The 14,866-nt window shown below is 40.8% G+C and carries 8 protein-coding genes; 4 read left to right on the top strand and 4 right to left on the bottom strand.

The window, feature by feature from the left end:
- Positions 1–158 precede the first annotated feature (158 nt).
- Entirely contained in the window at positions 159–3,458 is a 3,300-nt protein-coding gene (locus M2408_RS24610; RefSeq protein ID WP_259187229.1) for a SusC/RagA family TonB-linked outer membrane protein, read from the top strand.
- A 111-nt stretch (positions 3,459–3,569) separates the two neighbouring features.
- Positions 3,570–5,159, top strand: a complete 1,590-nt coding sequence (locus M2408_RS24605; RefSeq protein ID WP_259187228.1) for a RagB/SusD family nutrient uptake outer membrane protein — start codon at positions 3,570–3,572, stop codon at positions 5,157–5,159.
- A gap of 75 nt (positions 5,160–5,234) precedes the next feature.
- On the opposite strand, the gene M2408_RS24600 is transcribed toward M2408_RS24605, so the two are convergent.
- The 4 genes from M2408_RS24600 to M2408_RS24585 all read right to left on the bottom strand — a co-directional run bounded on the left by M2408_RS24600 (position 5,235) and on the right by M2408_RS24585 (position 12,343).
- Positions 5,235–6,704 (bottom strand): RagB/SusD family nutrient uptake outer membrane protein, encoded by a 1,470-nt coding sequence (locus M2408_RS24600; RefSeq protein ID WP_259187227.1) that lies wholly within the window; start codon positions 6,702–6,704, stop codon positions 5,235–5,237.
- 18 nt (positions 6,705–6,722) lie between these two features.
- Positions 6,723–9,929, bottom strand: coding sequence for a TonB-dependent receptor (locus tag M2408_RS24595; protein ID WP_259187226.1), 3,207 nt, complete (start codon positions 9,927–9,929; stop codon positions 6,723–6,725).
- Between the two features lie 125 nt (positions 9,930–10,054).
- Positions 10,055–11,110, bottom strand: coding sequence for a dipeptide epimerase (locus tag M2408_RS24590; RefSeq protein ID WP_259187225.1), 1,056 nt, complete (start codon positions 11,108–11,110; stop codon positions 10,055–10,057).
- A gap of 6 nt (positions 11,111–11,116) precedes the next feature.
- On the bottom strand, positions 11,117–12,343 hold the full coding sequence (locus tag M2408_RS24585) for a C40 family peptidase (protein WP_259187224.1): 1,227 nt from the start codon (positions 12,341–12,343) through the stop codon (positions 11,117–11,119).
- A gap of 538 nt (positions 12,344–12,881) precedes the next feature.
- Between M2408_RS24585 and M2408_RS24580 the strand changes: the two genes are divergently transcribed.
- Together M2408_RS24580 and msrA are read left to right on the top strand one after the other, a co-directional pair.
- Entirely contained in the window at positions 12,882–13,910 is a 1,029-nt protein-coding gene (locus M2408_RS24580) for a N(4)-(beta-N-acetylglucosaminyl)-L-asparaginase (protein ID WP_259187223.1), read from the top strand.
- 273 nt (positions 13,911–14,183) lie between these two features.
- On the top strand, positions 14,184–14,699 hold the full coding sequence (msrA, locus tag M2408_RS24575; protein ID WP_120259952.1) for a peptide-methionine (S)-S-oxide reductase MsrA: 516 nt from the start codon (positions 14,184–14,186) through the stop codon (positions 14,697–14,699).
- The last annotated feature ends 167 nt before the right edge of the window (positions 14,700–14,866 follow it).

The following is a 14,866-nucleotide window of genomic DNA, read 5'->3' as shown; positions in this document are numbered from 1 at the left end:
GTTTTGTTTTCTTTAATTTTATTTATATATTTTTATCTTTTTTACATTTTTATATAAAAAATGGTAAAAATTTTACATTTGTATCTATTTAATTATATTTGCCTCGGTAGTAATCTACTTAAATAAGAACGACTAACTTAAAACCATCCCCACTAATTATGTCAAGAAAAACAAAACTATTTTTCGTATTGACTTTAGTTGCTTCAAGTGGTTTCTCTTTCGATTTACAGGCGAGATCGAATACTGAAAGTCCAATTGAACATCATGTCATTCAGCAAGAAATTATCGGTCTAGTCAGCGACAAGAACGGACCTATTGTAGGAGCATCGGTTGCTGTAAAGGGATCCGCTATAGCGACCTATACAGACCAGCAAGGCCATTTCAAAATCGGTAAGTTAAATCCAGGAGCAATTCTGGTTGTTTCCTATGTTGGTTACAAATCCCAAGAATTGAAATATGAGGGTCAAAAGAACCTTTCCATTGTTTTGGATGCGACATCCACCGATCTAGACGAGGTAATTGTTGTTGCTTACGGCACAGCAAAAAAATCGACCTTTACAGGATCTGCAACGGTAGTTAAAAAGGAGCAGCTGGAAAAAATAGGGGGATCCGGATTTGCTGAAACTCTTCAGGGGATGAGCCCTGGCGTCAGTGTAACCAACAATGAAGGTAATCCTGGCGGCGATTCTCGTATTCAGATCCGCGGGATCAGTTCCATGAGCGGTTCATCTAATCCATTGTATGTCGTGGATGGAATGCCATACGACGGTCAGCTAACATCTATTGCTCCTTCAGATATCGAATCCATCACTGTATTGAAAGATGCTGCAGCTTCTTCGCTGTATGGATCCAGAGCGGCCAACGGTGTTATTGTGATCACCACCAAGAAAGGTAAAAGTGCCAAGCCTACCCTGAATTTTAAGTCCGCCTGGGGAACCTCGGATAATGCTGTTGGTAATCCCACCAAAGCCACACCTGAAGAACAACTGTTGAATACTTGGGAGGGCATGTATAATGACCAGTTTTACCGTTATAATAGAACTTCGAAAGAAGCAGGAGATTGGGCATCTGACAATGTCCTTGGGAAGCTGCTGAAAAAAAGTAGTGCTGGTGTTTACGTATCTCCATTTAAAGACATCAATGAAAACTATGTACTTCATGATGGAAATGGTAACGCTTATATCAATCCAAAACTAGAAAAAATATGGAATGAATCTGACTACGACTATTATGGCGCTGTATTCTCCCGCAAATTGCGACAAGAGTATAATCTGGATGTGAGCGGGACCGCTGGCGATGGAAAAACCAATTACTTTCTATCCTCGAATTATTTGGATGACAATGGTTATGCAATGACTCAATATTTTAAACGTTACGGTTTTAGGGCTAATGTGACATCGCAGGTGACCGATTGGTTGCAGCTCGGCGGAAATATGTCGTTTTCCTCTTCTAAACAGAATCTTTCAGGAGCTAGTAGAGCTTTAGATTTTAGTACAACCTTGACTTCGCCGTGGCTACGTAATGCTGACAATACAGATTGGGTGTATTCCGAGAAGACAGGGCGTCGTATGTTTGATTATGGTACCTATGGCAATAATTTTTTTGGTATCCATGTGTTGAATAACGGTGGTGACTACTGGGATAATCCGAACGATGAAGGATTTACCAATAACCAGCGCAACATGATATCCGCCCGCTATTTCGCTGAACTTAAATTGCCTTACAATTTAAGATTTAAGTCAAGCATCAGTATAGATAATAATGTTTATAAAGAATTTACCTACGGATCGGCGGTTCATGGCCCCGGACAACAGGCGCCTTATGGAACGAGTGTGTTGACCAGTGGAGGAAGTGTGGGCCGTAGAAATGATGAAACTCGAGCCGTCACTTTCAATAATATCCTGAGCTGGGAGCAGGATTTCGGAGCACATCATTTATCTGCGTTGGCGGGTCAGGAATCGTATACTAGAAATGTTGTTGGAGATAATGCTTATGGTGAGGGTATTATGCAATTAGGTCAATATGAGTTAGCTTCGACAACGACCAATTGGTCTGTCGGGTCTTATAAAGATCGTTATGCCTTATTATCATATTTGGCTAAAGTGGATTACAACTATAATGATAAGTATTTTGCTTCGGTCTCTTTCCGTCGGGATGGATCATCCCGTTTTCACCCGGATAATCGTTGGGGGAATTTCCTATCGGGCGGTCTTTCATGGAAGATCTCAAAGGAGAACTTCTTAAAAGATGCGACTTGGCTGGATAATCTATCGTTCCGTAGCAGTTATGGTACTACTGGAAACGATCGGTTGATTCAACGTCAGCCGAATGGTGTAGCGGGAGGCGAATTCTTATATGCTTATCAGGCGTATTATAGTGCCGATAATCTCTATGGATTGCCGGGATTAAAACCTAATACTGTTGCAGCACCTGATCTGCAATGGGAAAAAAACAAGCAATTTAATATTGCTGCGGATTTTGCTTTCTTAAAACGCTTTTATGGAACAATCGAGTATTACTCAAGAAACTCCTCGGACCTGCTTTTCTATAAAGAATTTCCACTTTCGGCACAAGCAGGAAATGCGATTGGACAGAATATTAATCTTGGCAATCTGAAAAATAGCGGCTTCGAGTTCTCCTTAGGTGCCGATATTTTCAGAAAGGATCATTTTAGCTGGAAGGTTGATGGCAACTTATCGACCTTAAAAAATGAGGTCACCTATTTGCCTAGTGGAGCCTACACATTTAATAATCGCGGTGCCGGTTATCGTCTAGAAGAGGGGCATTCATTGTACGATTTCTACATGGTGAAGAATGCCGGCGTTAATCCGGATAACGGCAATATGCAATATTGGGTAAAGGATGATAAAGGGGGTTGGAAAATTTCCGAAGACTATGTTGGGGAGGTCACATCCGATGATTATCAATGGATCGGATCGGCTTTGCCAAAGGTGTATGGTTCACTGACCAATAGTTTCAAATTGCATGGATTGGATTTCTCCTTTATGTTCTATTATTCACTCGGTGGAAAAATGTATGATTACTCTTATTCTGAGCGTAGTACGCTTCGCGGTGGGGTAGGGGTCACGCAGGATCTGGTTCAGGATCGTTGGCGTAAACCGGGTGATCAGGCCTTATTACCGAAATGGTCGGACGATAATTATGCTTCGACGCGCAGGGCTTCTGATTTTTATATTTTCGACAACGATTATTTACGTTTGCGGAATATTACGCTTGGTTATTCCATTCCGAAAAATACCTTACAAAGGCTGGGATTATCCAATGTCCGGTTTTTTGTGTCAGCGGATAATTTATTGACTTTTGGTTCAGCCAAGAACCGGTATACCGAACCAGAAACAGGCTTGTCGGGTAATAACTACAATGGTAATGCGGATACGGACAATGGTCGACAGGGTGCAAGAAGAATCTATACCGGTGGATTGCAGGTTACATTCTAAGGACAAATTAAATCGAGGAAAATTATAGGAACCGGTTATCTGATTAACGCATAGGTCAAACGAAATAGGTTTATGCTGGATGATAAGGTTACTAGTTAAAAAAACATTTTAATGAAAAAGATATTCAAAACCATAAACTTTACAATTCTAGCTTCTTCGTTGCTTTTTATGGGAAGCTGTAAGGATTTTTTGGATGCCAATACTTCGGTCGATACCGAAGAGGGGACGGCTTTATCCAGTGCTGGACAGTTACAGATGGTACTGACCTCTGCTTACCGACAACTATATTTTAATGACCAGGGTGCCGACCGTGTCTATGCGGGGTTGCCAGGATTGCAAATGTATGTGGATTTAGGTGGAGCAGATATTGTTAGTCACACAAATATGGGCGGTAATCAGGTTGATACCTATAAATATGAACCAGGGAGGACACAGACAACAGGTACTTCCGACGCAATTTGGTCTATGATGTATAAGATTATCAATCAGACCAATAAAATTATCCACGCCGTACCAGCGGCACAGGGTGATCAGACTACAAAGAATCAGATTCTTGGTCAGGCGAAAGCTATTCGCGGGATCTGCTATTTCCACCTGATCCAGAATTATCAACAAACTTATATGCTCGCCAAAGAAAAGAAGGGGGTAATATTGCGCTTGGATCCGAAAGAGGAACTCAACTTACCTAGAGCTACCGTGCAACAGGTATATGATCAAATCCTGGCTGATCTCGGAGAAGCGAAAGCGCTGTTAAAGGGGTTTGATCGTGCAGATAAATGGACGATTAATGAGGATATCGTTTCTGGGCAACTAGCGAGAGTCTATCTTGTGATGAACAATTGGCAGGGCGCCTTGACTGAAGCTTCAACAGTTTATAATAAATATAGTCAACTAATGACACGTGATCAGTACCGTAGCGGTTTTGATGATGCGATCACCAATGCCTATCCGGAAGTTGTCTGGGCAATGAAGTTTACTGCTACCAATAATTTGGGTGGTGGTACACAGTTTAACTTTTGGTATAACCAAGATGAAAAATATGGTGAAGGCTACACCGATGGGCCGATTTACGCATTCTTGGACTTTTTTGCAGATGGACAGTATGAAAAATTGTTTGAAAAAACAGAAGACCGTTACCAATTCTGGAAACGCGCCAAAAATGCAAACAAAGAATGGTCTACCAAATGGGCTTACGATAAATATAAGCATTATGGTGATGCCAATGGTGCGGTCCAAGGAAATACACGACCAGAGGTTACACTGATGCGCGGTTCCGAGATGCTACTGATTATGGCAGAGGCAGCTACTCACTTAAATAATGGAATGGGGCTTGCCTATCTAAACCGCTTACAGACTGCTCGGGGTGTGAAAAATCTGACTAAGGTAGCTGCTGGAGAACCTCTTTTAGACGCGATATATATTGAACGACGCAAAGAATTACTTTGTGAAGGTGTGACAGGATTATATGATCTCCTTCGCTTACAAAAACCTTTGCTGCGTATTCAGGAGACATCTACCTATGTGGAAGGACATTATACTTGGGGAATGACAAACTTGGATGGCTATGATCCGAAGAGTTCAAATCCGACAGGGACATTACCTTCTAATGATTACCGCTTTATCTGCCAGATTCCGCAGTTAGAAATGACAAGAAATACTCAGCTAAAGGAAAGTGATCAAAATCCGTTTAAAGGACAGTAAATCCAAAGCGTATTTACAATCAAAAAAAGCACCCCGAAACGGGGTGCTTTTTCATTGTAGAGATTACCTATACAGCTAGTAACTCGGATTTTGTTGATTTGCGATAGCCGGATTCGCATTCATTTCATCCAAGGAAATTGGAAGAATCGTTTTGAAAAAAGTTCGGTCTATTGTCTTAGGTCTATTGGTTGTGCTGATATTACCAAGATCATCGTCAAATGTGATCGACTTATTCCAGCGCATCATATCGAAGAATCGATGGCCTTCACCTAAGAGCTCTTTGCTTCTTTCGTCAGCTATCATATCCAAAGTAACTGTATTGGAGCTTGCGGCATCTAGTTTTGGAGATCTTTGACGAATAGCATTCAAATAGGTTGCTGCAAGGTTTTTGTCTGGAGATGGTTTCAGTAAAGCGGATTCAGCAGCGATGAGGTACACTTCTGAAAGGCGAATGACTTTGATATTCACGGCAGTACTATTTGCTGGTGAATTTTTGTCTCCGGCAAGGGTAGTGCTTCCACTATACTTGTACAAAGCGCCCAGATGTGTGCTGCCGACCTCATCAGACCCCATTACTCCCCATCTCACATCAGTGTCGTCAGTTTTAAGTTTCGTTAGGAATGGGTCTGCAGCGATAAAATTCCCCAAAATAGCCGCACTTCCATGTCCTTTCCTACGAAACATTGCCCCAAGAGAATTTACACCTGCATCGGCTTCATTGGGATAGACACCAAGTTCAAAAATTGATTCTGTACCAAACATGCTAGTCCAGGATTTTACCCAGTCAGCATTGCTGTACAAGGTATACATTTTGGAATCGATTATCTCCTGAGCAGCTTTTAGCGCATTGTCATAGTCGTTCATATAAAGATAGACACGTGCTTGCAATGCTTTATTCGCAAAATAATTAATATATCCGTTTGCTTTTGATTTAGATAATAAGCTTTCTGAATCTTTAAGATCTTGCAGAATCTGCTTATAATTTTCATCGACAGAGACGCGTTTTTCCTGTGCGTTGTATTCAAGTACTTTGGTTACATTGGGAATACCCAAGGATGACTTATCCATATTATATGGCTTGCCATATAATCTCACCAGATCAAAATTAATTAATGCTCTAGCTGTTAATGCTTGTCCTTTATAGGAAGCAAAATCTTCCGTTGAACCGGCTTTGACCAGTTTATCTATATTCGCAAGGAGATTATTAATTTGTACCAGTGAGTGGAATCCTTGAATCCAAATGTTAGCATAGGGATTTGATGATGCAGAATGATTAAATACGTATAAGTAGTCGTAACCACGTCCTTGCGAGGCGATCGTAAAGTCACCACCTTTTGCATCCGCATAAAGTGGAAAATTTCTACCATAATAATCAACATTTGCCATTTTGCTCATTAGTCCATTCATAATAACTTTTGCATCGGCTGCAGTTTGTATAGATGTATTGGAATCTCCCATGTTTGTAGGAGTGACATCCAGAAAATTACTGCAGGAGCTAATTGCTAAAGATATAGATATGCACGAGGCGATAAAAAGCTTTTTCATATTACTGTTTTTTGTCCGTTAAAAACTAAATTCAACACCAAAAGTGTATGTTTTTGCCAGTGGTGTTTCCCAACCGCGGGTACCAAATTGATTAACCTCAGGATCCATGTATTTATACTTGGAAAGCGTGAGCAAATTACTGCCATTAAAATATAGTCTAGCATTTGAAATTCCGGCTCGACTCAATAATGTATTTGGTAATCTATAGCTTAGGGAGATATTTTTTAGTCTGATATAGGAGGCGTCAAATAATTGTCTACTGCTGATCTGGTTGACATCTTCTAGATCTCTACCAGTTACCATGGGATAAGTTCCCCCTGTGTTGGATGGTGACCAAGAGTCTTCAACGAAGTATTCTGAATGGATCCGTTCCCAATAATAACCATCATCTGCGACATCTTTTGATGTAGCATCATATAGTTTGCCGCCTATCTTGTAGGCAAAGTTCAATCCCAATGAAAAGTTTTTATAGTCAATATCCGAATTTATACCACCATATAATTTGGGGTTGGCATTTCCAATAATTGTCTGCTTTGCATTTTTGTAATTATAAGTTGCAGCTTTTCCATTAAACATGAATTCACCTGTGGTGCCATCATTGGTATACCATACATTTTTTCCATTGGTTTGGTCCGTGCCAGCCCATTCCAGTCCAAAGAAAGACAAGGCAGATTCACCTTCACGGTATACGTACCTTGCCCTATTATCTCCACCGGTAGGGTCAAACCAGACAATATCCTGTCTACCGTATAGTTTTGTCACGTTCGAAGAAATAAAAGTCGCATTAGCACTTAAAGTCCATTTCCAGTTTTCATTTTTAACAATATCCGAGCCTAGTTCAATTTCTAAGCCTTTGTTGTTCATCTCACCCACGTTTCTCAGGATGGACTTAAAACCCGTGATTGTAGAAATCGGAACATCCTGTAGCAGACTTTTTGAATCCCTATTGAAATATTCGAGTGTACCAAAGAGCTTGTTGTTAAATAACCCGAATTCCAATGCGATGTTGGTCTGGTAATTTAGTTCCCAGGCGACATCAGGATTACCCAGGTTATTTAACCCACCGCCAGGTTGTGTCATATATTTATTGGAATAACTGGTCAAGTTTCTCCAGGCATAGTTACTTGCGGGTAAAGTTCCGTTAGTTCCGTAAGAACCTCTAAATCTCAGGTTATTGATTTGTTCGATGTCCTTTATAAAAGATTCTTTTGCTAGATTCCATGAAGCTGCGACCGACCAAAAATTGCCCCATCGCGGACCAGGGCCTAATCGTGATGCACCATCTCTTCTAAAGGAAGCTGAGGCAAAATACCGTTCATCAAAATTATACTCAGCTCTGGATAAAATGGACATCATGTTGAAGCCTTCTGAATATGCGGAGGCATCCAAAATACCAGCAGTAGCGACTGTATGAAGAGATGAAGAGGGAAGATCTTTACCTGTGGCACGAATAAAATCTGTGGTGTTTTTTTCAGCCTCGAAACCTGCCAATAAACTCAAATTGTGCAGACCGAAGCTTTTGTTATAATTGGCGGTAGTCGACGAGACTAATTTCTCGATGGATGTAGAAACTTCGGTGACACGACCATTGTCTGCCATACCATTATAATGTTTGGCACTGTAGTAAATATGATCTTTAACCTCTGTATTATCGTAAGAGAAAATCGTTTTCAGGGTTAGCTCTGGTAGGAGCTTTAAAGTCAAGGATTCTATGGCGGAAATTTTGCTCGTTTTTGAAGAGTTCTCCCATTCTTTGTTGTAGTATAATGGGTTATAAGCTAGACTTCCATAACGGGCAGTGTATTCTTTGCCTGTTTTATAATCAGTTGGCCAATACATCTGCCATAATAGATTGCGCGTTTGATACAGGTAATTTGTTCCTGTATTTCGCGTATCGTTCATACCAATTAATTTGTTCTTTGCGTAGTTGATATTGGATCCAAATTCTAGGTATTTTCCGATTTTCTGTGTCAAATTGACCCGTCCATTAATGCGGTCAAAATTATTTTCAATAATCCTGCTTTTATCTTGTGTATAGTTCAACGATGCATAGTAGTTTGTCTTCTCTGTTGCTCCACTGACCGATATATCGTTGGTGTTAAATATACCTGTTCTAAATAATGCTTTATTCCAATCGTAGTATTTTCCGTCCCGGTTTTCCATTCCGTCAGTTTTTCCGGAAATATGGACATTCTCCCATTGTGATGTGCCATCGGTACTAAATTGGTAACCATGGATACCAAATCCATAGGCAGGATTTGGTTTGCCATAATTTGCAGAATTGGGATTCCATTCCAACGAATTCAGGCGGTTGAGTGTATTCTTGTTTGCTTGCTCTGCTGTCTGGCCTGAAGCTATCCGAGAATCATATAGGATGCTATAGAGCATATTGATTTGATCTTGGACAGATGCAGGCTCATTATTTTTTGTGGCCCAGGATGGGCTTATGCCGATTGAGGATTTAACATTGATCTTTGGGTCGCCATTTTTACCTCTTTTTGTTGTAATGATGATTACTCCATTAGCTGCCCGAGATCCATACAAGGAGGATGCAGCAGCATCTTTCAGTACAGAGATGGATTCGATATCACTTGGATTCAATGTGCTCATTACATTGTTTGTATTGACGATGTAATCGCCCATTTGCCCAACGCTTCCGGAGAGAACTGGAACACCGTCGATCACATATAATGGGTCGTTGGACGCATTCATCGACCCAATTCCTCGGATACGTATGGCCGAGGTAGCCCCCGCTTGGCCTGATCCATTTGATAGTTGCAAACCAGCGACACGTCCAGTTAATGCTTTTTCAAAAGATGTGACCGGTTGTTTATCTATTGCATCAGATTTTACCTGTGCAGCTGAGCCTGTATAAGTGCTTTTTTTTGCAGTACCATAGGCAATGACGATAACCTCATCTAAAGCTTGTTCGTTGCTGACGAGTGTAATGCTGATCGTTTTTCGGCCATTGACCTGAACCTCCTGCGCATTATAGCCAACAGCAGATAGGGTTAGTGTGGTATTCGAATTTGCATTGAGTGTGAATAAGCCTTGTTCGTTGGTGGATGTTCCTTGGCTGGATCCTTTAACATTTATGGTAACTCCACTGATGGGATTTCCATTGCTGTCGGTGATTTTTCCAGCAATCTGAATCTGTTGCGCGTATAGTGACTGCATCGAACTACAGGCTATGAGACACAACGTTGTGAGCACATGTTGTTTCATAAAAGTGTGAATTGATTAATTTAGTTTGTTAATATCTTGGTAAAATTGGCTATTGGTTACAACTCCGATAGCGATTCAATGCAATGTTTTTCTTTAAGACAAAAAACATTGCATTGAATATAATGTTATTTTCTTAAAATTCCAATTCCAGGACGGTCCGGCAAGATGCAGTTTCCGTTGATTACTGTCATTCCGTCGTAGATATCATTATCGATCAGTAGTGCCCCATCTAGATCTGCCCAGTCAGTCAATGGTGCTAATTGCGCTGCAGCACTGATGGCGCATGAGGTTTCAGTCATGCAACCGATCATTACTTTCATTTCGAGGGAACGTGCAAGTTCGGCCATTCGTTTGGCTTCACGCATGCCTGTGCATTTCATCAATTTGATGTTGATACCACTGTAAACACCTTTTAGGGCAGGTACATCAACCAACCGTTGACAGCCCTCATCTGCAATTGTTGGGATTGGACTATGTTCCGTCAGCCAGGCATTATCATCAATCTGTTCTTTTGGCATGGGTTGTTCGAGGAAAGAAACATTTCGCTCGGCGAGCCAATGTGCCATTTCCAGTGCTTCTTCCCGCGTTTTCCAACCCTGATTGACATCTGCACATAATGGACGGTCTGTTACCTGACGAATCGTATCAATGATCATCTTATCGGTATCTAGTCCCAACTTTACTTTTAGGATCTTAAATTGATCTGCTTCAGCAACCTTTTTACGGATCATATCCTCCGTATCAATGCCGATGGTGTAGGAAGTCGGTGGGATTAGATCGCGGTTTAATCCCCAGATTTTATAAAACGGCTGTCCCATAATCTTACCAAGCACATCGTGCAGTGCGATGTCAACGGCTGCTTTTGCTGCGGTATTTTTCGTTGCTACTTGATCTATATAGTGTAAGATCTCTTCGGTTTGGAAAGGGGAATTGAATGCTGATAGATCAATTTGATTTAAAAAAGCGATAACACTTTCCTGTGATTCACCAAGGTATGGTGGCATGCTGGCCTCACCATAACCTACGATGCCATCGTACTCCAGTTCGGTCAATACAATTGGTGTGGTACTTCGGCTGTAAGAGGCAACGGTGAAAACATGCCGCAATGTTAACGTATATGGACGGAACCGTAATTTAAAAGCCCCAAAGTCTTTGCTGATCCATTCAGATTGGTTGCTCATCTTGATTTATTTGTTGATATAATAATTGTTTTCAGCGATTTTTTGAATTGCGCTATCTCTAGCTCCAAGATAGCGGCGGGCTGCTACCACAGTACGTGTTTGGAAGTCGTCGTAATCTGGCGAATCTTTTAGCATGCTGTTTATACGGACTAATCCGGCAGCGTGAATAAAAGTACCATTGCCAATATAAAGGGCTACATGGGTTACCCGGGCGTTGGGATTACTGTTTTTACCTGCAGCAAAGAATAGTAAATCTGCTGGTTTAAGGTTTTTGAGTGCTTTGCCCGCATCGAAATGCCCTTCATTGTCCAGAATGTCTATCTTCTCGCCGGCAAGTACTTGTTGCGATGCATCTCTAGGTATAACAAAACCATTCATAAAGAAACTTGTCTTGGTAAAACCACTGCAATCGACTCCTTTAACGGATGTTCCGCCCCATAAGTAAGGTAGTCCCAACATCGTTTTTGCGCTTGCGATAATATTGTCGGCGGTAGGGGTACGTGTATCCAACCAGTTTTTTAACGTTAGACTTTCAGCTTTTTTAATATATCCTTTTCGGCCATCGGGATAAGCAACTGTATAAAAGTTACCTTTCTGTCCTGTTAATTTTAGGATGTCGCCATAAACTAAATCCGATACCCGCTGGCTCTTCTCATCGGCTTCGGAATAGGATTTGCCAAATTCATTGGTGTAGATCAGCTTGTCCGCTTGCCTCCAGCTGTCAATTTCAGTTTTATCCATTACAGCTATTGAAGAGCTAGGCACCCATGCGATATACCCGTCGGGTGTCCGTACACGGTATTCACCACTTTTTTTCTGCAATAAATCTACTTGTGTGCCCAGTAAGACCTGACTTGTCAATTCTGCGGCATTATTCGGATCGGTACGCATGTTGGCAACCGACAGTCTTATTACGCCGTTAGTTTTACCTTCGACACTCGCGTCAGGTAATAGTTGGATTTGGATATTAGCGGCTATTTCTTTCGCTTTTTGTTCGAGTACGAACTTCGCATCTTTTTCGGTTGTCTCGAGGATATATTGATTTTGTGGGATATCCGCTTTTTGAATAGCCACAATTTTTGTTCTGCGATCTGGTGCAAATTCACGTTTTACGTTTTCTTGCAATTCTTTGATTTTGAAATATGTTGTGGAATCTACCTGCTGTGCATGGCCATGACTTGTGCCAATAAGACTTGCACATGCTAAAATGGCGAATTTTAGTGTGTTTTTCATGCTGATTAGTTTGTTTCTAAAGATAGGATTAATTCACAATATAAATCAATGTTTATTGTCGATTTTTAAGTGATTTGAATATTGTGTTGCTAAAAAACGAATCTTTAGGCCTAATTTTAATTAATTTGTCTATTTGCTAAAACCATTTTGTATTATTGCTTATTGATAGCGAAATCAGCTTTTTTTGGTGATTCTCCTTCTGAAGATAAGTCAGGGAGCTATTGAGGTCTCTTTTTGGGGCCAATAGGCATGCTAAAAAAAGAATATTGTCAAGTTTTTGATAATTTCGGGTTCGGGTGATAATAGGGTACAAAAAGAAGATATTCTTGTCCCCGATTTCGTTGGATTGGAAGCGTAATTCTGCGGTTTTATCAAACAATTGTTACCATGATCCAATAGCAGGTAGGAGCATCTGTTAAGAATCAATCGTTGTGGATGCATTATTCTGCTCATGAGAATCAAAAAATAGTATATCCATGTTTGGACGGTAGGACGCTACTCAAATGAAACGGGGTGTTAAAAGATAAATAATTTACATATGAGTTCTAGACGTAATTTTATTAAGCAAGGTTTTATGGCGGCTACGGCTATAGGTACCTTGAGTGCATTCGATACAAAAGGGTTGACGATTGCATCTAGTGTCAAGGTGAAGAAATATCCTATCGTGATATCGACATGGGATTTTGGGATAGCGGCAAATAAAGCAGCATGGGAGATACTGTCGAAAGGTGGAAAAGCTCTTGACGCGGTCGAGCAGGGTGTACGTGTACCCGAAGCGGATTTGAAAAATATGACTGTAGGAAAAGGAGGGTATCCGGATCGTGATGGTCATGTGACCCTAGATGCTTGTATTATGGATGCTGATGGTAATTGTGGCGCTGTAGCAGGCATGGAAAAAATTGGTCATCCGATCTCCGTGGCCCGTCTGGTGATGGAGAAAACACCACATGTCATGCTTGTTGGTGAAGGTGCCTTACAATTTGCATTGGAAAATGGTTTTCAGGAAGAGAATTTATTGACTCCTGAGGGAGAGAAAGCTTGGAAAGAGTGGTTGAAGGAGAAGAAATACAAGCCAGTCGTTAATATCGAGAATAAAGCTTTTGCTGCGGAGCGCCTACCTGGTAATCAATACAATCACGATACTATAGGTATGTTAGCCTTGGATGCCAACGGAAATATCTCTGGAGCCTGTACGACCAGTGGTATGGCATTTAAGATGCATGGCCGGGTAGGGGATAGTCCGATTATCGGAGCCGGACTCTATGTGGATAATGAAGTTGGAGGGGCTACTTCGACCGGTGTCGGTGAAGAAGTTATTCGAAATGTTGGTAGCTTTTTGGTGGTCGAATTAATGCGCCAGGGTTATTCACCTGAAGATGCCTGCAAGGAAGCCGTGATGCGTATTGTGAAGAAAAAGCCCGCAATTGCCAAAGAGATACAAGTTGGATTTTTGGCGATCAATAAAAAAGGGGAGTATGGAGCTTATGCATTGCAGGAGGGATTCTCTTACGCCGTTTGCGACAGCAAACAGCAGGATCTACTGATCAAAGGAAAACATTATTATTAGTAATTAGATAGGAGATTTTAGATCTGAGATTTGAGGCAAAGGGTCAAAGATTGGAAAAAATACGACAGCAAGTATACCATGGGCTTATAAAAGCAAAGTCTAAATACTTATTACTAAATCTAGAATACACGTTTAGGTTTGAGTATTAAATTGAATAATGATTATCTTTGTATGAGTGTTGTGGAAGTGAAAAAAATAATATAACGAGCATGCCAGCGGCTTTTAAAATTAAAGTCTAAATTCTCAATACTCATTACTAAATACAATAAAAATATGAAAGCAACATTTGGAGGTGGATGTTTTTGGTGTACGGAAGTGATTTTCCAAAATACTGAAGGAGTAACATCCGTATTGCCTGGATATATGGGAGGTCATATAGACCATCCTACTTATGAGCAGGTCTGTACAGGTACAACAGATCACGTAGAAGTGGTGGAGTTGGAGTATGATGATGAGTTGGTCAATTATGAGGATCTGTTGAAAATTTTCTTTAAGACACATAATCCGACAACATTAAACCGTCAGGGTAATGATGTGGGTACCCAGTATCGTTCTGTGGTCTTCTATCACAATGAAGAACAGGAAATCTTAGCAAAAAACTTTATTGATGAGTTGGAAAACGAGGATGTCTATGAAGACCCAATTGTAACGGCGGTAGAACCGGCATCAACATTTTGGCTTGCTGAAAATTATCATCATAATTATTTTAATGATCATCCTGAGAACCCGTTCTGTTCGGTGGTCATTGCGCCGAAACTTCAAAAATTCCTAAAAGAGTTTAAAGCCTAAAAGCTTTATATAAGAGCTTTGTGTTAAGCATAGCGAATTGATGGTGGGCTGTTTATTAGCGGGGAAGAGGATTGAAACAAGGCCTTGGTTACCTTTGAGAACTATCTGTAATCAATAATAATATAAAAAGGCTCGAATATCATATTCGAGCCTTTTCTTTATGCGGA

Source organism: Sphingobacterium sp. BIGb0165 (assembly GCF_024810095.1).
GTDB lineage: Bacteria > Bacteroidota > Bacteroidia > Sphingobacteriales > Sphingobacteriaceae > Sphingobacterium > Sphingobacterium detergens.
Note: the sequence above shows the minus strand (reverse complement) of the source record. Positions and strands in the feature narration are given on the sequence as shown.